This is a genomic window from Arthrobacter sp. AQ5-05 (assembly GCF_003287975.1).
Lineage (GTDB): Bacteria > Actinomycetota > Actinomycetes > Actinomycetales > Micrococcaceae > Paeniglutamicibacter.
This window is the reverse complement of the sequence record NZ_QMKQ01000027.1, coordinates 1-19901: the sequence shown is the minus strand read 5'-3', so window position 1 is coordinate 19901 and position 19901 is coordinate 1. Positions and strand designations below refer to the sequence as shown.

Genomic DNA, 19901 nt, shown 5'->3' with positions numbered 1-19901 from the left:
AAGAGGGCTTTCACCGAGCCAGGCCTCAGCGGTGCCAACAGGGCGCGGCCCGTTCCGCCGTCCGCAAGACCGATATGCGCACGGGAAGGATTGCCGGTTGGGGCGGCGTTCAATTTCCTTGGCGCAGCGATGCACACGAGTTCTGAGATTCAGTGCAGCCGCTTTCGGAAACGACGCCCGTTGTCCGCGGCACTTCGGCCCCGGCTCAAATGTGCGCCGCGGGGACAAAGTACCCTTGTGGGCCGCTGCGCGCGCGACTAGGTTCGGAACATGTCCGGTTCCACAAACCACCGCGCGGCCAAGCACCGGCCCAGGAGGGTTGGCGGGAACATGCTGCTGCGCCTGCTGCGTGTCCACCTGGCGCCCTACCGGAACCTGCTCATCGCGGTGGGCCTTTTCCAGGCAGCGCAGTCCATCGCCTCGCTCTACCTGCCCAGCCTGGTGGCGGACATCATCGACAATGGCGTGGCCGTGGGCAATGTGCAACACATCCTGTCCACCGGCATGCTCATGCTGGGGATCACGCTGGTGCAGGTGGCCTGCGCCATCGCCGCGGTCTACTTCGGGGCCAGGACGGCGATGTCGCTGGGCCGGGACCTGCGCGGGGCGATCTTCCACAAGGTCTCCGGGTTCTCCGAGCGCGAGGTCTCGAACTTCGGAGCACCGTCGCTGATCACCCGCACCACCAACGACGTGCAGCAGGTCCAGATGGTCGTGCTGATGACCTGCACGCTCTTCGTCGCCGCCCCGATCCTTGCCGTGGGCGGGGTCGTCATGGCCATGCAGCAGGACCTTGGCCTGTCGTGGCTGATGGCTGTTTCCGTGCCGGTGCTGCTGGTTGCCGTCGGGCTGGTCATCTCCCGGATGGTTCCGCTGTTCCGGCTCATGCAAAAACGCATCGATGTGGTGAACCGGGTGCTGCGCGAGCAGCTGACCGGCATCCGGGTGATCCGCGCGTTCGTGCGCGAGGAGGACGAAAAGGCCCGCTTTGCGGCGGCCAACCGGGAACTGACCGACGTGTCGCTGGGGGCCGGGCGGCTGCTGGCGCTGATGTTCCCCATCGTGATGATGGTGCTGAACGTCTCCAGCGTCGCGGTGATCTGGTTCGGCGGGCTGCGCGTGGCCTCGGGTGAGATGCAGGTCGGGGCGCTGGTCGCCTACCTCAGCTACCTGCTGCAGATCCTGATGGCGGTCATGATGGCAACCTTCATGGGGATGATGCTGCCGCGTGCCGCGGTCAGCGCGGACCGGATCGGCGAGGTGCTTGGCACCGAATCCTCGGTCAAGGCCGCCTATCCGGCCGTGCGCACGCTGCGGGAAATCGGGACCGTGGAATTCTCCGGGGTGTCCTTCTCCTACCCGGGCGCCGAGCAGCCGGTGCTGCACGACCTCGATTTCGCGGCGGCCCCCGGCCGGGTCACCGCCATCATCGGTTCCACGGGCTCGGGCAAGAGCACCCTGGTGAACCTGGTGCCGCGGCTCTTCGACGCCACCGCGGGGAAGGTGCTGGTGGACGGGGTCAACATCAGGGACCTGGAACCCGACCTGCTCTGGAGCAGGATCGGGCTCATCCCGCAAAAGCCCTACCTCTTTGCCGGCACGGTGGCCTCCAACCTGCGCTACGGCAAGCCCGATGCCACCGACGAGGAACTGTGGGAGGCTCTGGACATCGCCCAGGGGCGCGACTTCGTCGCGGCCATGGAGGGTGGCCTGGAAGCGGCGATCGCCCAGGGTGGCACCAACGTCTCCGGCGGCCAGCGCCAGCGACTGGCCATCGCCCGCGCGCTGGTGAAGGATCCGGAAATATACATCTTCGACGATTCGTTCTCCGCCCTGGATTCCTCCACCGACGCCCGGCTGCGCCTGGCGCTGAAGAAACACAGGTCTCAGGCGACGATGCTCATCGTGGCGCAGCGCGTGGCCACCATCCGCGATGCCGCGGCGATCATCGTGCTGGAGGGCGGGCACGTCGTGGGCCACGGCACCCACACCGAACTGCTGGAATCCTGCCCGACCTACGTGGAAATCGTCGAGTCCCAACTCACCGCGCAGGAGGCCTCATGAGCGAATCGACGGGCAAGAAGGCCACCGCCGAGCGCATGCCCGGCCCGCCACCGGCCCGTGGTCCGCGCTTCGGGCCGTCCATGCCCGCGGAAAAGGCCATGAACTTCCTCCCCTCGGCGAAGAAGCTGCTGCGCCGGCTGGCCCCGCACCGCCTGGGGCTGGCCGCGGTGCTTGTCCTGGGTGTGCTCAGCGTCGGCTTCAGCGTGCTGGGGCCAAAGCTCTTGGGCCAGGGCACCAACCTGATCTTCGAGGGCGTGATCTCCGCAAAGCTTCCTGCCGGTCTCACCCAGGACCAGGTCATCGAGGGGCTGCGTGCAAGGGGGGACAACTCGCAGGCCGACCTGCTCTCCGGGATGCACCTGACCCCGGGTGTTGGCGTGGACCTGCATGCGCTGGGTCTGGTGCTGCTCGGGGTGCTGGCGCTCTATGTCTTTTCCTCGCTGCTGGCCTGGCTGCAGGCCTACGTGCTCAACGAGGTGGTGCAGGGGACCATGTACCGGCTGCGCCAGGATGTGGAGGAGAAGATCAACCGGCTGCCGCTGGGCTACTACGACAAGATGCAGCGCGGCGAGCTGCTCTCGCGCGTCACCAACGACATCGACAACGTCGCCCAGTCGCTGCAGCAGACCTTCAGCCAGATGGTGACCTCGCTGCTGACCGTCATCGGCGTGCTGGTGATGATGCTGCTGGTCTCGCCGATCCTGACGGTGGTCGCCGCGGTGACCATCCCGCTGACCATCGTGATCACCGCGCAGGTGGCCAAGCGCTCGCAAAAGATGTTCGTCGCCCAGTGGAAGCACACCGGCGAACTAAACGCCGACATCGAGGAAAACTACACCGGCCACGCGCTGGTGAAGGTCTTTGGCCGGCAGCGCGAGACCAATGCGGTCTTCGACGCGAAGAACGACCAGCTCTACAAGGCCAGTTTCGGCGCCCAGTTCGTCTCCGGGATCATCCAGCCCTCGATGATGTTCGTGGGGAACCTGATCTACGTGGCCATCGCCGTGATCGGCGGGATGTTCGTGGCATCGGGCTCGATGCGGCTGGGGGACGTGCAGGCGTTCCTGCAGTACTCGCGCCAGTTCACCCAGCCGCTGACGCAGCTGGGCAGCATGGCCAACCTGGTCCAGTCGGGCATCGCCTCGGCCGAGCGCGTCTTCGACCTGCTTGAGGCGAAGGAGCAGTCCGCGGACCAGGTGCCCGCCCAAAGCCCTGGTCCGGGCGCCGGAAAGCTGGTCTTCGAGGACGTGTCCTTCAGCTACAGCCCCGGGGTCCCGCTGATCGAACACGTCTGCCTGGTTGCCGAACCGGGCCACACCATCGCCATCGTCGGGCACACCGGGGCCGGGAAGACCACGCTGGTGAACCTGATCATGCGCTTCTACGAGCTGGACTCCGGGCGCATCACCCTGGACGGGACGGACATCGCGACGATGACCCGCGATGACCTGCGCCGGCGCATGGGCATGGTGCTGCAGGACACCTGGCTTTTCGGCGGCACGATCCGCGAGAACATCGCCTACGGCCGGCCCGGGGCCACCGAGGAAGAGATCATCGCAGCAGCCACCGCAACCTATGTGGACAGGTTCGTTCGGTCTCTGCCCGAGGGCTACGACACGGTGCTCGCCGACGATGCCGAGAACGTCAGCGCGGGCGAGCGGCAGCTGATCACCATCGCCCGCGCCTTCCTGGCCAAACCCAGCGTGCTGATCCTGGACGAGGCCACCAGCTCGGTGGACACCCGCACCGAGGTGCTGGTGCAGCAGGCCATGGCCGCGCTGCGCAGCGACCGGACCAGCTTCGTGATCGCCCACCGGCTCTCCACGATCCGCGACGCGGACCTGATCCTGGTGATGGACGCCGGGCGGATCGTCGAACAGGGGTCCCACGCCGAGCTGCTGGCGGCCGGCGGCGCCTACTTCGAGCTCTACAACGCGCAATTCGCGCTGCCGGTGGACGAGGAGATCTAGCGGGAGTTTGCTTGCCAGCCACTCCCAATGTCGCATCACGCCTATTCAGGTATGGTTTATGCCACCCGCAAATGCAGGCCCCAGCTTTCTTCGGGGCCTGCTTGGCGAGCTCGAAGACCTCGGCAAGCCCTGCAGGGGTCTCGATCTCCTCGGTGAACATGCGCCGGGCCTCGGGCCGGTCGCCGGGCGAAGGGATGAGCCTGACGATTTCCTGGACGCTGGCCAGCCGTTCGAGGAGTTCGCGCACGCAGTGGCCTGTGTCGGCATGCTTGGCTTCGCGGCGCTGCAAGTGGACGGCCTGCAGGACCAAGAAGCGGGTGGAGTGTGGGTATGGATGCTGTGTTCGGTGCAGTGGTGCAAGGGCGAGAACGAGACGAAGTGCAGGTTCTTGAGTTGCCGGACTGTTACGCGTCGCAGTGGATGACCGCGAGTAGTCACCAGGCCTGACGACGAGGTGTTTGCTTCCAGATTTCCCTGTCGGCCCCTTGACGTTCTTCGTCGGCGGCGTCAGGCTGACGACAGACCCTTGTTCTTGGATTTCCGCCCGAGGACTTAAAAGACGAACGACCCGGTGCCAGTTTCTAAGGCCGCACCAGGTCGTTCTGACGCGAAATCGAGTCGCGCTCTGCTTACCGTAAGCCACGATCCGGCCACTGTCGAATATCAGCTCTCACGCCGTGAACTTGATTGCCCTCTTTGCCAGGGCTTGCTGCGGCCCTGGGGCTTCGGGGTGGCGCGGATCATCCGCTGCGGAACACCGGTGGAAAACCGCTGGTTCACCCCGCGCAGGGCCATTTGCTGCGGCTGCGAAGCCACCCATATTCTGTTGCCCGCCGAGTTTGCCTGCCGCCGGGCCGACCACATGGAAGTGCTTGCTGAGGCCGTGGAATTGAACGCCGTCGAGGGGCTGGGGCATCGGAAAATCGCTGCGAGGCTTGGGCGGCCCGAGAGCACGGTGCGGGACTGGATCCGCACTTTCAAGACCAACATCCCGGCCATCACCGAGGCCTTCACCGCCCGGGTGCACCGGGCGACCGCCGAGGCCCTGGGATTCTGGCCGGCACCCGCAAAGACCGCCATCGCCAATGCGTTGGGCATGCTGATGGCCCACGCCCGGGTCCTGTCCCACCTACACAGCACGGCCCGGGGCGTCGTGGTCACCCTGACGTGGCATTCCGCTGCCCTGTTTGCGCATGGGCCGTGGTTCTTCAGTGAGGTTGGGTGGCCCGAAAGATGCAACACCAGCCCGCCCTGCCGCTGAAGCGGTAAATGGGCGAAGGTGGGGTTCACGTGTCGTTTCCGGTTCCCAGGGGGCGGCACGGACCCGTGTTTCACCCCACCGGAAGGATCTTTTCGATGATGAGTGCCTCAACCCACCTACCCGCCGGGCTTGGTGCTGCCCCGCAGCCACCTGCCTCCGTCCCGCAGGTCCCCGCGGACGCCGCCGTATCGGAGCCGGCGCCTACGGGTTCCCCGGTACCGCAGAATCCGGCACCGCGGGCCACCACCGTGCTGATGCGCAAGGAACACCGCGAGAAGATCGCCCTCTTCCGATACCAGGTCATCCGGGCCGCGGCCGATGCGTCGTTGACCACCCGGCAACGTGGGCCACTGGTCCGGTCCCTGGCGCAGGTTGATCATCCGTGGCCGTTCGGTGGCACGCGCCGCTACTCCCGCGAGACCCTGGACCGCTGGATCGGGGCCTGGCAGTCACGCGGCTTCGACGGGCTGAAGCCCGACGAACGCGCCTCCACCCCGGTGACCGATTCGACCGTGCTGGCCCTGGCCGAATCTCTGAAGCGGGAGAAACCGCATCGGACCGCGGCTCAGGTCAAGAGGATCATCACCGAAGCCATGGGCACCGCCCCGTCGGAGACCACATTGCTGCGCCACTTCCGGTCCAAGGATATTTCCACCGGTGTTCGACCGCTTGCCACCGGCCGCTTCGAAAGTGACCATCCAAATGAAATTTGGGTGGGCGACGCCCTGCACGGGCCGAAGATCAACGGCAGGAAAACCTACCTGTTCGCGTTCCTGGATGACCATTCGAGGATGGTCACCGCCGCTCGCTGGGCCTTCGCCGAGGATGCCATCAGGCTGAGCGCGGTACTGCGCCCGGCCCTGCAGACCTACGGCATACCCGAGGTCGCCTACCTCGACAACGGCGGCGCAATGATTGACAAGTCCCTGTCCCGAACCTGCGCAAAACTCGGTATCAGGCTCGTGCACTCGGCCCCGTACCGGCCCCAGGGCCGCGGAAAGATCGAACGCTTCTTTTCGACTGTCACCAGCCAGTTCCTGGGAGAAATCACCGTCACCGATACGCCCATGCTCCCGGGCACCGACCCGGCGGCCGGCTCCCAGATCAGCTCCCTGAAGGAACTGAACACGCTGTTCACCGGATGGGTGAACATGGTCTATCACCACCAGCAACACAGCACCACCGGACAAACACCCCTGGCCCGGTGGGAAGCGGCCTGGGAACACCGGGAACCGGTGCGCAAATCCCTTGATGAGATCCGCGAGGCGTTCCTCTGGTCCGATGTCCGCACGGTGACCAAGACCGGGACGGTGTCCCTGCACTCGAACACCTACGAGGTCGATCCGCTGCTGGCCGGAACGAGGGTGGAATTGGTTTATGACCCCTTCGATCTGGACGGGAAGGTCACCGTGAACAACCACCACGGCCACCCGGCCGGGCAAGCAAAAGTCCTCAAGATCGGACGGCACGTGCATGCCAAGGTCACCAACGCCGCGCGGGACAACGACACGTCCACCAACATCAGCACCGGGATCAACTACCTGGATTTGGTCGCGACCCGGCACCGCGAATCCCTCACGGCCGCGCCGATCAGCTTCGCCGACATCCATGCGTGCACCGAGCAGAAAGCCGAGGCCATCCGATGAATACGATCTCCACGCTGCAAAGCCACTTCGGTTTCACCAGGCTTCCCTTTGGTCGTGCCATCCCGCCGGCGGCACTGACCCAGCACCCAGGGCACCGCGAAGCGGTTGCCCGCATCCGGTGGTGCATCGCCGAACGCCGCATAGGAGTGATCGCCGGTGAGGTCGGGGCCGGGAAGACGGTGGCGGCCCGGGCCGCCCTGGACCAGTTGGAACCATCCCGGCATCAGATCATCTATGTCCCGGATCCGACCATTGGCATCCGCGGGATCCGTTCGGCGATCGTCAGCGCCCTGGGTGCCACACCCTCCTTCTTCTCCGGGGCCCTGGCGGCCCAGGCCGCGTCCCTGCTTGCCGGGGAACTCGATGAGCGTTCCCGCCTGCCGGTCATCCTGATTGACGAAGCGCATTTGCTTTCGGTTGAGGACCTCGAAGCGTTGCGGATGTTGTCGAATGTTTCGATGGATACGGAGTCGCATTTCGCCTTGCTGCTGATCGGCCAGCCCACCCTGCGGCGGCAGTTGAAGATGGCGGTGCTCTCGGCTTTGGACCAGCGCATCGGAACCCGCTACACCATCGGTCCCATGAACGTGGAGGACACCACCGAATACATCAAGGGACACCTGGGGTTTGCCGGGCGGGCCGATCCGTTGTTTTCCGAGGACGCGATCAAGGTCATCCACCAGGCCTCGCGCGGCTATCCCCGCACGGTGAACAACCTGGCCCTGGCTGCGTTGATGGCAACCCGCTCGGCGCAGGGCGCGATCGTGGACCAATCCGCGGCGCAATCGGCGGTCAGTGAATTCACCGAGTAACCGCACCCGGCACCGGTGACGACCAGCCCGCCGCCTTGACGATGACGCCCCGCCAGATCGGTCCTGGCGGGGCGTTTCCCTGCTCGGTCCGTCGTCAAACGAGTTGGCGGCTTCGTCGTCAAATAACGCAGCGGTCAACACCGGACCCCGAATTCGGCATCGAGCCGGGACCGGTAGGCCTCCACCCGCTCACTGGAACTCCCACTCCCACCCAGTGCTTCCGGAGAGTCGAAGTTCAGCGCTCCCGGCTTCGCATGGACAGCCGGCACAATCCAACCCGACGCTTTCCAGGCCGGACCGCTTCACGTCCCGCGAACGGGTCTGCTTGTAATCAACGCAATTGATGGCGGCCCCGGAACCCAGGTCGCCGTTGGAGGTGGTTCGGCCTGTTGGGATGAAGGCGAGGAAGCGGCCAACGGCCCCGCCAAGTCCTGTGGCCGGGCCCGACCCGTGGCCCGGCCGAGGGAACAACGTCCCCGTGGTCCCGGCCGTTCGCCACGGAAGGCGGATTCGGCCGGGACCATGCGGTGCGATGGGAGACGCCAACCAGCTACTCCCAAAGTGCGAAATTGCTGGTTGCGCCAAGGCGCGCGCCTGGCCACGTTAATGCTGGGCGGGAGACATTCCCGTAACGCCCTGCGCTTCGTAGATGGCGGTGGATACCTTGTCCCGGAGACGGACGAATTCGGGTGCGGATCTCAGCTCTGCACCAAGCGGGGAACCGTTCTCGTCACTAATGTTGATCGTCTCGTCGAGGATGATGCGTCCAGGACGCGCACTCATCACCAGTACCCGCGTCCCGAGAAAAATTGCCTCCTCGACACTGTGCGTAATGAAGAAGACGGTCTTCTTTCTTTTTCGCCAGATTTGCAGCAGTTCAACCTGCATCCGTTCACGTGTCAGCGCATCCAGGGCGCCGAATGGCTCATCCATGAGGATGATCTCGGGGTCGTTGGCGAGAACGCGGGCAATCTGGCAGCGTTGCTGCATACCGCCGGAGAGCTCATAGGGCTTGCGGTCCATGAACTGCTCCAGCCCTACCATTTCCAGGTAGCGCTTCGCTTCGTCACGGCGAACGGAGGCCGGAATCTTCCGGAGCTTTAGCCCAAGTTCCACGTTCTTTCGCACGCTGAGCCAGGGATACAGGTTTGGCTGTTGGAAGACGACGCCGCGATCCTGTCCGGGTCCCGAGATTCTTTCCCCGCCGATGGTGACAGTGCCCTGGGTAGGGGTGAGAAACCCTGCAAGCATGTCCATGAGGGTGCTTTTGCCACAGCCTGACGGACCAACAATGCATACAAACTCGCCGGACTCGACAGTGATGGAGGTATCCGAGACCGCGTGCACAGTATCCCCGCTGTCGGTTGTGTAGCACTGGGAGATATTCTCGAGGACCACCCGACGTCCGGAGGGTACAGAGCCTGCAATGGGCCCGTTGGCCACCGCTGTCATTTGGTGCCCGCCTTGGAGATCGACGCGCCATAGAGCCCGTCGGTGTAGGCCTGTTCGTTGCCCACGGCCGAGATTTCACCCTCGCCGTGGAGGAACCCAGCTGTTTTATGGATGTCTCCTGCGAGCTTGCCGCCGAAGTACTCGGCACCGCCCTGCTCTTCCGCCGTCAAATACTTGTACCCCGTGAACTGTTTTTCGACCTCCTCAGGGGAGATTCCCAACTCGACTGCCACGGAGACCGCGGCGGCCTTCGGATCCTCGTTGATAAGTTCCACGGCGTAGTCCTGGCTCTTGGTCCACACATCCATGAAGCCAGGATTGGCTGATATGAAAGCAGTGGTGGCGCCCGCTGCATCGAACGTCGGGAACCCGGCTTCGGCAGTCTCACCGCTGCCTGTCACCACGGTCCCTTCCGCTTTGAGCTGCGTCAAGGTCGGGTCCCAGACCCAGGCGGCGTCAACCTCGCCGCTTTGCCACGCGCCGATCACCTTGTCGGGCGACAAATTGATGACCTTGACATCCTTGGCGGTATCCAGGCCCGCCTCCCTCAGGGCGTTGAGCAGACTGTAGTGGGCTGTGGAACTAAAGGGAACGGCGATCGTCCGGCCCTTTAGATCCGCAATTGACTTGACTGAGGTGTCCTTGGCGATGAGGGACTCTGCGGCTCCAATGACGTCATGGAGCCAAACCACCTTCATATCGATGTTCAATGTAGCTGAGAGCGCCTTCGTAGCGGGGCTCGATCCGATCAGCCCCAAATCGGCGGAGTTGGAACCGAAAGCCTGCACGACGTCTCCACCCGAGTCGTACTTGCTCCACGTAATTTTCGCATTGGGCATGCATGCTTCGAGAATTCCCTGGTCCTTGACGATCAGATCCCCGTTTGGAATGTGCTGATAGGCAATACGTGCTGTGGCAGTAATGGATTCATCGGGTGCAAACGGGCAGGTTGAGGTTCCGGCGGTGCGCTCCGACGCGCTGGCGCAGCCGGACAGGGCCATAGCCAGTAGGGCGACAACAGCGGCGGCGCTACGTGCTCCGGAAGGAAGCTTCGTCATGATGAGTCTTTCTGTTGAGGTGCGGGCGGTTCGAGTGCGGAAAGGGACGGTCATGCCTTGCCGTGCCACGGAACGAGGACGCGCCCGAGGTTCTTGATGAGGGCGTCCAGGGCGATGGCAGAGATGCCGATGACGATGATGCAGGCGATGGTCAGGGGTGTCTGCAGTTGGGTACCGGAAATGTACGCCAGCCCGCCGATACCCGGGATGCCGTTGTTTAGCTCGGCTGCCACTACGGTGGTCCACGCGAAGCCGACGGCAATGCGGATGCCGCTGAAGATTTCCGACAGGCTGGAAGGCAGGATGACGTTTGTCATGACTTGCCACCGGGACGCGCCCAGGGACTGTGCTGCGTGAATCCGGGCCTGCCGGATTCCGCCCACCCCGGAAATGGTGGCCATCGCAATCGGCGGGAACGCGGCGAGGAACAACAGCCAGATTTTCGAAACGTCTCCAATGCCGAACCAGACAATCAGCAAGCCAATGTAGCCCAGCGGTGGTAGCGAGCGAAGGAAGTTCAGGTACGGCTCAATGACCGTGTTGATGGGTTTTATCGTGCCCATGATGAAGCCCAGGGCCACGCCAAACACGATGGCCATGCCCACGCCGACGCCGATCCGCTGCAGGCTGGCGATCAAGTGCTCCCACATGAAGTAGTTCTGCTCGCCGCAGACGAGGCGTTCGACTCCAGCGGCTACGGGACGGCACGAGTTCGCCTGGACGGCGGCATGCCAGACAGCCCCGGGTGATGGCAGGAACAATGGTTTTACCAGGCCCGCAGCCGTTACGCCCCACCAAAGAATCAGGAAGGCTGCAAAAACCGCGAGGCGGATTGCCGTCTGTCGCCTCCGTGCGGTCCGTGCATGATTCCTTGACTTCTTGCCGGGGGTGGAAGTCCCCTGTTGATCATCGGGCGCGGTGATAACGATGGTGGACATGGAAGCCCTTCTAGGTCTGACGTCTCGAACGACCCAACAGAAGTGGCAGAGATCCCAAGCCCCATCGGATGTGAACGAGATCACGTTTGAGTGGTGGGATAAACGTAGCCAAGGTTTCGGAACGTGCATAGAACCAAGTGACGTACAAAAAAGGAGACCAGCCCGCCGGATTCGCTTAGGCTGCAAGCGCTAGTCGCACAGTCGGCGGCCCAAAAAACGGCATGCGGCAAGAACGCTCCTGGCTTTTGGGATCATGCCTCTGGTTGTTGCAAGGCGAATAGGGGATCGTTCGTGGAAGCGGCCTGCCCCGAGACGTGGACCTTCCCACGCGGGTGCGGTGCAGGGACTTCGTTCCACAGGGACGGGGCGAACTTGTCGAGGCCTCTTGGAAAGACGAGGATTCCGTGTTGTCCGTAGATCCGGAGGACATCGAACCGGACGGCATTCCGGGAACCAGGTGGAACCGGGCGGCGCTGACCGCGACGCAGGAACCGGCGGCGGTCGACGGCATCACCGGGCAGTTTGCCTACATGGACGCATATTGGCGCGCCGCCAGCGGGGAATCCTTCCCGATCGCGGACGGCATCAGCGATGCCCGGGTGGAGGTGGCCGTGGCCGGAGAGCCTCGCCAGGGTCTCCCTTCGACATCCCTACTATTCCGGTGGCCGACTTCGGCGCTCGTTGCGGGTGTTCGACGAGACGGGCCGCATCATGATCCACGGGTACGCCGGCATTCACCTGATGAAGGACCGGGCACCAACGACCTGCCTGGCATTGGGGAGGCGCACGGAGGCATGCTGGAGATCTAGGACGCAGAAACGTCTTTGCTGCCGGTGGGCCTGACCGCCAGCGCCCGGAAACCAAAGCCGTCCTGCCGGGCTTGTTCCCACTCCAGCTCAACGTCTTGTTCCGGTTTCAGCGACGCGATGCCGGGGATATCGACGACACGGTAATGCACCCAGCACCCGCCGGGGGGCCGAGCCGACAAGACCCCCTTCCCTCTTCGTCTGACCAGTTGCGAACCCTTCCCGGTGTTCCCATGCACTTGAGCCATGGCATGGGCCCGGGATGGCAACGGAACGGCGAGGTGCAACGAGAGCTTGCTGGGTCCGACTCGCAGGCACCCCGGGATTCCATGGGGGAACCTGTCGAACTTCTTGGTGGCACTTCCGGCCCGGCGATATGGTTGTGGGGCTTCATCCATGGCCGCACGATGCGCCCACAGCAGCAACCATGAGGAAACCATGACCAGCGCCGATTCCACAAGATCGAACGAAACCACTCTTCACCAGCGGATTTCCGAGGGGATCGCTCGGCACCGCGAGCGCGTGCTGGCCTTGGCGCAGGACATCCACGCCAACCCGGAACTCTCCTTCGCGGAGCACCGGGCTTCGGCATCCATTGCCGATCTCCTGGTCGGGGCCGGGTTCGACGTCGAGCGCGGGACCAGCGGCCTGCCCACCGCCTTCAGTGCGCGTATCGGTACCGGCGAGCTGACGGTGGCCCTCTGCGTGGAATACGATGCGCTTCCCGGCGTCGGGCATGCCTGCGGCCACAACCTGATTGCCGGCGCATCCGTTGCGGCTGCCCTGGCCCTGGCCCCGCTGGCCGACGAGCTGGGCATCACGCTCAAGGCCATCGGAACCCCGGCCGAGGAACACGGTGGAGGCAAGGCACTGATGCTTCAACGCGGCGCCTTCGACGGGGTGTCCCTGGCCCTGATGGTGCACCCGGTGCAGGACGGCACGTCCTACAACCCGGCCGGCACCTCCGCCCAGGCGGTGGGTCGCTACCGGGCCATCTTCACCGGGAAGGCCTCGCATGCCGCGGCCGCCCCGCACCTGGGCATCAACGCCGGGGATGCCGCGACCCTCGCGCAGGTCGCGATGGGGCTGCTGCGCCAGCAGATCCCCACCGACCACCGCATTGCGTCCTTCATCGCCGAGGGCGGGGTGGCCACCAACATCATCCCCGAGCGCACCGTGGTCGAGTTCGAGTGCCGCGCCTTCACGCTGCCCGAATACGAGGCGCTTCTTGTACGGGTGCGCAACTGCTTCGAGGGTGCCGCGCTGGCGACCGGGACCGGGCTGGAATTCGAGGAAACGGAGCCGCTGTACGAGCCGCTGCTGCAGGACGACGCGTTGGCCGCGCACTGGACCGCGGCCATGGAGTCCCTCGGCAAGGACGTCACGCCGGCTGCAGGGCTGGCCGGCGGGTCCACGGACATGGGCAACATCTCCCAGGTCATCCCGTCGCTGCACCCGTGGCTCTCGATCCCCGGTGCCGATTCCTCCATCCACTCGCACGCCTTCACCGCGCTGGCCGACACCGAGCAGGCGTACTCGGTGATGTTCGAGGCGGCCGTCGCGCTGGCCCGGACAGTGGCCGGTGCCGCGACCACTCCGGATGAGCGCGAGCGTTTCTGCGCGGCCGCCTACCGCCGCTAGATCCCGCCGGATTCGCCCCGGGGCGGGGTCGTGGTGTCGATCAAATCCTGCGGTTGCCCTTGTGTTGGCCGTTTCAGCCCAGTTCAGGCAGGCGCGAGAGCAACTCCTGCGCCGCGGCGGCGGGGTCCTCCGCCTCGGTGATGGCGCGGACCACCACGATGCGCGATGCCCCGGCCGCAACGACCTGCTCGACATTGCCCAGGTCGATCCCGCCGATGGCGAACCACGGCTTGTCCGTGCCCAGGGACGCGGCGTGCTCCACCATTTCCAGGCCGACCGCCGCACGCCCGGGCTTGGTCGGGGTGGCCCACAGCGGGCCGACGCAGAAGTAGTCGGTGTTCGCATCGGTGGCCGCCGCGGAAATCTGGACCGGATCGTGGCTGGAGAGCCCGACGATGACCGACGGGCCCACCAGGGACCTTGCGGCGGGCAGCGGGAGGTCCTTCTGGCCCACGTGGAACACCGGTGCACCGGAGAGCAGCGCCAAATCCGCACGGTCGTTGACCGAGAAGAGCTTCCCGGCATCCGCCGCAACCTCGCGCAGCACACCAAGCAATTCCAGCTCCTGCGCGGCATCCAGGGACTTGTCCCGCAGCTGGATGACGTCCACCCCGCCGGCATAGGCGGCGGCCAGGAAATCGGCGAAATCCCCGCGTTCCTTCCGTGCATCCGTGCACAGGTAGAGGCGGGCGGAGGCGATGCCCGGGGCGGTTAAGACGGCTGCGGTGTCATCTGTGGCGGTGATGTGGCTCATATCCCCTACACTAGCTTCTGTACCGCGGGAGCCAGGAATGCTGGCTGAGAGGGCGCCGATTGCGCCGACCGACAGACGCCACCCGAACACCGGGGGCGTGGAACCTGATCCGGCTAATACCGGCGTAGGGAAGGAGACCTCGATGTCGTGCACCGCGCCCGACCCCCTAGCTGCCCACGACTTGTCCACCGACGTTGCCGTCATCGGCGGTGGAATCATCGGACTGGGCATCGCCCTGGAAGCCCAGCGTGCCGGGCATCGCGTCACGCTCATCGACCCGGCCCCCGGAACCGGCGCGACCTTTGCCGCCGCCGGGATGCTGGCCCCGGTCAGCGAGCTGCACTACCAGGAAGAAAACCTGCTTCCTTTGACCCTGGCCTCCGCGGCGCTCTGGCCCGGTTTCATCCGGGCACTGGCCGACGACGGGTACCCGGAGACCGGGTTCCGCTTCACGCCCACGTTGGCCCTGGGCGCGGATGCCGCGGACCGCACGGCGCTTGCCGACCTGCGCGAGGCCCAAACCAGCCAGGGGCTCGACGTGGCGCAGCTGACCATTCGCGAGGCCCGGAAGCGCGAACCCCTGCTCTCCCCGAACCTTGGCGCCGCCCACCTGATCGCCCATGACCACCAGGTCGACCCCAGGGCAGTGGCAGCGTCCATCGAAGCCCGCTTGATTGCCGCCGCCGGGGCGGAGGGCCGGGGCGAGGACCAGACCGTGGTGCGCGCCCGGGTCACCGCACTGCTGCACGAGGACCCGGCCGACACGCGGTCCCGGATCTGCGGGGTGCTGCTGGATGACGGGCGCAGCGTCCACGCCCGCGAGGTCGTCATCGCCAACGGATTGGGTGCCGCAGGCCTTGGCGCCCTGCCCGAGGGGCTGGTGCTGCCGCTTCGCCCGGTGCACGGGGACATCCTGCGGTTGCGCGTCCCCGAGCACCTGCGCCCGCTGTGCACCGCCACGCTGCGCGGGGTGGTCCGCGGGCTGCCGGTCTACGTGGTTCCGCGCAACGACGGCACCGTGGTCATCGGCGCCAGCTCCCGCGAGGACTGCTCGGCCGGCGTCAATGCCGGAGCGGTGCACCAGTTGCTGCGCGACGCCCAGGTGCTGCTGCCCGCTGTCGCCGAGCTCGAACTCATCGAAACCACCGCCCGCGCCCGCCCCGGAACCCCGGACAACGCGCCGCTGCTGGGCCGCGTCGCGGCAAGCGACGGAACCGGGATACCCGGACTGATCATCGCCACCGGGTTCTTCCGACACGGCGTGCTGCTGGCCCCCATGGCCGCCCGCATCACCACCCAATTGCTGGCAGGGGTTTGCGATCCCGCCTGGGACCGCTTCCGCCCCGACCGTTTCTCGCCCGCACTGCAACCCCAGGAGATTCCATGAGCACCATCCAACTCAACGGCGCCACCCACCCGCTGGCCGCCGGCACCACGCTGTCCCAGCTGGTCGCAACCGTCACCGGCCGCGAGCTGCTTCCCACCGGCAAGCCCGCTGACGGCGGGCGCCTCGGCGTGGCCGTGGCCCGCAACTCCGGGATCGTCCCGCGCAGCCAGTGGTCGGCCACGGCACTTGAACTCCATGACGACATCGAGATCGTCACCGCCGTCCAGGGCGGCTGAACACACTCCCGTATTTGACCCCGACCCATTAGAAGGAATCGAAGCACCATGACCCAAACAATGCTTGAAACCGACCCGCTGGTCATCGACGGCATCCCCCTGGGCTCCCGGCTCATCATGGGCACCGGAGGGGCACCGAGCCTGGACGGGCTGGGCGCCGCACTCCTGGCCTCCGGCACCGAGCTGACCACGGTGGCCATGCGCCGCTACAGCGCGCCGGCCGCCGGTTCCACCGGCGGCACCAACCTCTTTGACCTGCTGCTGGAAAACAACATCCGCGTGCTGCCCAACACCGCCGGTTGCTTCACCGCCCGCGAGGCGCTGATGACCGCCGAGCTGGGACGCGAGGCCCTGGAAACAGACTGGGTCAAGCTCGAGGTGATTGCCGACGAGCACACCCTGCTGCCCGACGCCGTGGAGCTCGTGGAGGCCACCGAGGCGCTGGTGGCACGCGGCTTCAAGGTCTTCGCCTACACCAATGACGACCCGGTGCTCGCGCTGCGCCTCGAGCAGCTTGGGGCCGCGGCGGTCATGCCGCTGGGCGCCCCGATCGGCACCGGGCTGGGGATCCTGAACCCGCACAACATCGAATTGATCGTCTCGAGGGCCTCGGTGCCGGTCATCCTGGACGCCGGGATCGGCACGGCCTCCGATGCCGCGCTGGCCATGGAGCTGGGCTGCGATGCGGTGCTGCTCGCCTCGGCGGTGACCCGCGCCCAGGACCCGGTGGCCATGGCGCAGGCCTTTAGACATGCGGTCATTGGTGGAAGACTGGCGGCACAAGCAGGGCGCATCCCGAGGCGCACGCACGCCTTGGCATCCTCCGCCATGGAGGGACGCCCGGATCTGTAAGAACCGGAACTCGAAGGAGCACACCATGCCCGCAAAAGACGTTCTGACCACGGAACAAGTCCATGCCAACCTCACCGCACTGCCGCAGTGGCGCTACGGCCAGGGCGCGCTGCGCACCGCGCTGAAGTGCGAGTCCTCTGCCTCGGCGCTGGCATTGTTCGCCACCATCGGGGCCCTGGCGCAGGAAGCCAACCACCACCCGGATATCGACTGGCGCTACAACACGTTGTTCATCACGCTGACCTCGCACGACGCCGGCAGCAAGGTGACCGCGCGCGACGCGGCGCTGGCCCGCTCGATCTCCGCCGAGGCGACCAGCGCGGGGGCCGACGCGAAGCCCGAGCTCCTGCACACCGTGGAGATCGCCATCGACACCGAGGACGTGGATGCCATTTCGGAGTCCTGGCGTCTGGCCCTGGGCTACAAGCGCCAGGAGGACGGCAGCCTCGTCGATCCCTTCGGGCGCGGACCGGCCCTCTGGTTCCAGAAAACCACCACGCCCAACGCCAACCGCCTGCACCTGGACATCACCGTGCCCTTCAGTGAAAGCGCGCCGATCCTCGACGGGCTTCAAGCCACCGGAGCGAGCCTGGACCACGGGGCGGCACCCAGGTTCGTGGTGGCCACCGATGCCCAGGGAAACCGCTTCTGCGTCTGCACGGAAAAGGGCCGCGAGGCCGGCTGACGGTTGCATTGCCGCTTCGGGCAATGCTGGATATCCATTGATGTCCGCAAAATTGGTCATTGGCAGCGATGATCGATACCTTTCCATGCCCAAATGAAAATTCAATCCACATCGCTAACAATGTCCAGCAAGGTAGGTCCCATTGACACACGCACTTGTCGAAAACAGCATTCTTCCGTTGCCGCCGTTGGTGGAACCGGGACCGGCGCTGTCAGGGGAGGAGCTGGAACGCTACTCCCGCCATGCACTCATGCCCCAGATCGGGCTGGAGGGACAGCGCCGGCTGCGGAACGCCAAGGTGCTGGTCATCGGTGCCGGCGGCCTGGGATCGCCCGCGTTGCTGTATCTGGCGGCCGCCGGAGTGGGAACGCTGGGAATCATCGACGACGACACGGTGGAACTGAGCAACCTCCAGCGGCAGGTCATCCACGGGGTCAACGACATTGGCCGCACCAAGCTGGACTCGGCCCGCGACTCGATTACCGAGCTCAACCCGGGGGTGAACGTCGTGCTGCACCCGGTGCGCCTGGACTCCACCAACGCCCTGGAGATCTTCGCCGGCTACGACGTGATCCTGGATGGCGCGGACAACTTCGCCACGCGCTACCTCGTCAACGACGCCGCGGCACTGCTGGGCAAACCCTACGTGTGGGGTTCCATCCTGCGCTTTGACGGGCAGGTGAGCGTCTTTTGGGCCAAGCACGGGCCGAACTACCGCGACCTCTACCCGGAACCGCCGGCCGCGGGCACGGTTCCGTCCTGCGCCGAGGGCGGGGTCTTCGGAATGCTGTGCGCCTCGATCGGGGCGCTCATGGTCACCGAGGCCGTCAAGTTGATCACCGGGGTCGGAGAAACATTGCTGGGCAGGCTGTTGGTCTTCGACGCGCTTACTTCGCGCTGGCGCGAGCTGGGCATCGCCAAGGACCCGGAGGCGGAGCCGATCACCGAGCTGGTCGACTACGAGATCTTCTGCGGGCTCACCGCAAGCGAAGCCGAAGCGACCACGGACAATGCCCTGGTCTCCGTTGACGGGCTGGCCGAACGACTGGGCAGGCGGGAAACGGGGGAGGAGGACTTCGTGCTGCTTGATGTGCGCGAGCCGGTCGAGTTCGAGATCGCCCGTATCCCCGGGTCCGTGTTGGTTCCCCTGGCCGGCGTCAAGGACGGAACCGCGCTGGATCTGATTCCGCGGAATGTTCCACTGGTGGTGCACTGCAAGTCAGGCGTGCGATCGGGGCAGGCACTCGAAGCCCTGGCCGCGGCAGGCTACACCGACGTGGTGCACCTGGACGGCGGGATCGATGCCTGGCTGAAGGTGGAAACCCGGGTGCGGACCTAGGTTGGTTCCGGCTCGGCGCGCAGCACCGCAATATGGTCGGTGATCTTGCGTCGTTCGCCCTGCGTCCACCGCCTGGCCTGCATATCAAGGACGGCGCGCGCCTGGAGCCCATCCATGCCCAGGAGTTTCGCCACCGCGTCGTAGGCTTCGTCGTGGGTTTCAGCCGATTCAATGGCGGCGAACACCTCCTCGCGCCGCTCGATTGCCTGCACCATGGCTTCAAGGATGTGCAGCTCGGCGCGGGTCTTGTCGTGCGGGTCCTGTTCCATGTTGCCATCCTGCCACGGAACCGGCCCGTAACCGCAGGTCTGGTGTTGACCCGCGGAGGGGCACCAGACCTGCGGTTGCCGGCCTGTCGCGTTCGGCGACCCGGATCAGGCCAGGGTGGCGGTGTCGATCACGAAGCGGTAGTGCACATCCGAGGCGAGCACGCGCTCGTAGGCCTTGTTGATGTCCTGGGCCGCGATGACCTCCACATCGGCGGCGATCCGGTGCTCGGCACAGAAGTCGAGCATTTCCTGGGTCTCGCGGATGCCGCCGATCATCGACCCGGCAAACGAGCGCCGGCCGGTGATCAGCGAGAAGACATTGACCGGCAGCGGCTCGGCCGGGGCACCGACGTTGACCAGGGTGCCGTTAAGGGCTCTACGGATTTGAGCGTGGTGCGGGCGCCTTGACGCCGTAATCTTGTAGGCATCTTTCGGGGCTTCCCGCGTGCCTTGTCCCGGATAGACGTCAGGGCCTTCTTGAATGGTTATCGACCAAGAAAACCACAAGAAAGACCCTGACAGTGAACCATTCTATGGCTCTAATATTTCAAAATCGGTCATCCCCGCACCTCAGATTTTGTAATCAAACACCCGCGAACGAACATGGCTCTACGGATTTGAGCGTGGTGCGGGCGCCTTGACGCCGTAATCTTGTAGGCATCTTTCGGGGCTTCCCGCGTGCCTTGTCCCGGATAGACGTCAGGGCCTTCTTGAATGGTTATCGACCAAGA

At 65.4% G+C, this 19901-nt stretch carries 18 protein-coding genes and 1 pseudogene; 13 read left to right on the top strand and 6 right to left on the bottom strand.

Annotated features, from left to right (window positions below):
• Positions 1–330: 330 nt before the first annotated feature.
• From DQ353_RS17475 to DQ353_RS17450, 6 genes are all read left to right on the top strand, one after another.
• Positions 331–2064, top strand: a complete 1734-nt coding sequence (locus DQ353_RS17475; protein WP_113764468.1) for an ABC transporter ATP-binding protein — start codon at positions 331–333, stop codon at positions 2062–2064.
• The gene (locus tag DQ353_RS17470; protein WP_113764467.1) at positions 2061–4034 is read left to right on the top strand and encodes an ABC transporter ATP-binding protein; all 1974 of its coding nucleotides are present in this window, start codon (positions 2061–2063) and stop codon (positions 4032–4034) included. The genes DQ353_RS17475 and DQ353_RS17470 overlap by 4 nt, the downstream gene beginning before the upstream one ends.
• A gap of 58 nt (positions 4035–4092) precedes the next feature.
• Positions 4093–4458, top strand: coding sequence for a hypothetical protein (locus tag DQ353_RS17465; protein ID WP_113764466.1), 366 nt, complete (start codon positions 4093–4095; stop codon positions 4456–4458).
• 459 nt (positions 4459–4917) lie between these two features.
• The gene (locus DQ353_RS17460; protein ID WP_220094052.1) at positions 4918–5295 is read left to right on the top strand and encodes a helix-turn-helix domain-containing protein; all 378 of its coding nucleotides are present in this window, start codon (positions 4918–4920) and stop codon (positions 5293–5295) included.
• A 98-nt stretch (positions 5296–5393) separates the two neighbouring features.
• On the top strand, positions 5394–6941 hold the full coding sequence (locus DQ353_RS17455) for a DDE-type integrase/transposase/recombinase (RefSeq protein ID WP_181578472.1): 1548 nt from the start codon (positions 5394–5396) through the stop codon (positions 6939–6941).
• Positions 6938–7753 (top strand): ExeA family protein, encoded by an 816-nt coding sequence (locus DQ353_RS17450; RefSeq protein ID WP_113764463.1) that lies wholly within the window; start codon positions 6938–6940, stop codon positions 7751–7753. The genes DQ353_RS17455 and DQ353_RS17450 overlap by 4 nt, the downstream gene beginning before the upstream one ends.
• Positions 7754–8356: 603 nt before the next feature.
• Here DQ353_RS17450 and DQ353_RS17445 read toward each other — a convergent pair.
• Genes DQ353_RS17445 through DQ353_RS17435 form a run of 3 tightly spaced genes read right to left on the bottom strand, consistent with a single transcriptional unit; the run spans position 8357 to position 11201 of the window.
• A complete protein-coding gene (locus DQ353_RS17445) occupies positions 8357–9205 on the bottom strand; it encodes an ABC transporter ATP-binding protein (protein WP_113764462.1) in 849 nt (282 codons plus the stop codon).
• Entirely contained in the window at positions 9202–10263 is a 1062-nt protein-coding gene (locus DQ353_RS17440) for a taurine ABC transporter substrate-binding protein (RefSeq protein WP_113764461.1), read from the bottom strand. The genes DQ353_RS17445 and DQ353_RS17440 overlap by 4 nt, the downstream gene beginning before the upstream one ends.
• A 50-nt stretch (positions 10264–10313) precedes the next feature.
• A complete protein-coding gene (locus DQ353_RS17435) occupies positions 10314–11201 on the bottom strand; it encodes an ABC transporter permease (protein ID WP_113764460.1) in 888 nt (295 codons plus the stop codon).
• Between the two features lie 407 nt (positions 11202–11608).
• On the opposite strand from DQ353_RS17435, the gene DQ353_RS17430 reads away from it, so the two are divergent.
• Positions 11609–12010 carry a hypothetical protein gene (locus tag DQ353_RS17430; protein WP_146755315.1) on the top strand — a complete coding sequence of 134 codons (402 nt, stop codon included), beginning with the start codon at positions 11609–11611 and terminating at the stop codon, positions 12008–12010.
• A 435-nt stretch (positions 12011–12445) separates the two neighbouring features.
• Positions 12446–13648, top strand: coding sequence for a M20 family metallopeptidase (locus tag DQ353_RS17420; RefSeq protein ID WP_113764458.1), 1203 nt, complete (start codon positions 12446–12448; stop codon positions 13646–13648).
• Positions 13649–13721: 73 nt separating this feature from the next.
• Here the strand turns inward: DQ353_RS17420 and thiE are convergent, their stop codons facing one another.
• Positions 13722–14402 carry a thiamine phosphate synthase gene (gene thiE / locus DQ353_RS17415; RefSeq protein ID WP_113764457.1) on the bottom strand — a complete coding sequence of 227 codons (681 nt, stop codon included), beginning with the start codon at positions 14400–14402 and terminating at the stop codon, positions 13722–13724.
• 142 nt (positions 14403–14544) lie between these two features.
• On the opposite strand from thiE, the gene thiO reads away from it, so the two are divergent.
• The 5 genes from thiO to moeB all read left to right on the top strand — a co-directional run bounded on the left by thiO (position 14545) and on the right by moeB (position 18901).
• Positions 14545–15789, top strand: coding sequence for a glycine oxidase ThiO (gene thiO / locus DQ353_RS17410; protein ID WP_113764490.1), 1245 nt, complete (start codon positions 14545–14547; stop codon positions 15787–15789).
• Positions 15786–16025 carry a sulfur carrier protein ThiS gene (thiS, locus tag DQ353_RS17405; protein ID WP_113764456.1) on the top strand — a complete coding sequence of 80 codons (240 nt, stop codon included), beginning with the start codon at positions 15786–15788 and terminating at the stop codon, positions 16023–16025. Before thiO ends, thiS begins: the two co-directional genes overlap by 4 nt.
• Positions 16026–16073: 48 nt before the next feature.
• Positions 16074–16877 carry a thiazole synthase gene (locus DQ353_RS17400; RefSeq protein ID WP_113764455.1) on the top strand — a complete coding sequence of 268 codons (804 nt, stop codon included), beginning with the start codon at positions 16074–16076 and terminating at the stop codon, positions 16875–16877.
• Between the two features lie 25 nt (positions 16878–16902).
• Positions 16903–17562, top strand: a complete 660-nt coding sequence (locus DQ353_RS17395; protein WP_113764454.1) for a 4a-hydroxytetrahydrobiopterin dehydratase — start codon at positions 16903–16905, stop codon at positions 17560–17562.
• Between the two features lie 142 nt (positions 17563–17704).
• Positions 17705–18901, top strand: coding sequence for a molybdopterin-synthase adenylyltransferase MoeB (gene moeB / locus DQ353_RS17390; protein WP_113764453.1), 1197 nt, complete (start codon positions 17705–17707; stop codon positions 18899–18901).
• On the opposite strand, the gene DQ353_RS17385 is transcribed toward moeB, so the two are convergent.
• Positions 18898–19170, bottom strand: coding sequence for a DNA gyrase subunit A (locus tag DQ353_RS17385; RefSeq protein ID WP_113764452.1), 273 nt, complete (start codon positions 19168–19170; stop codon positions 18898–18900). The genes moeB and DQ353_RS17385 overlap by 4 nt on opposite strands.
• A 105-nt stretch (positions 19171–19275) precedes the next feature.
• Positions 19276–19542, bottom strand: a pseudogene (locus tag DQ353_RS17380) (alcohol dehydrogenase); the annotation flags it as partial.
• Positions 19543–19901 lie beyond the last annotated feature (359 nt).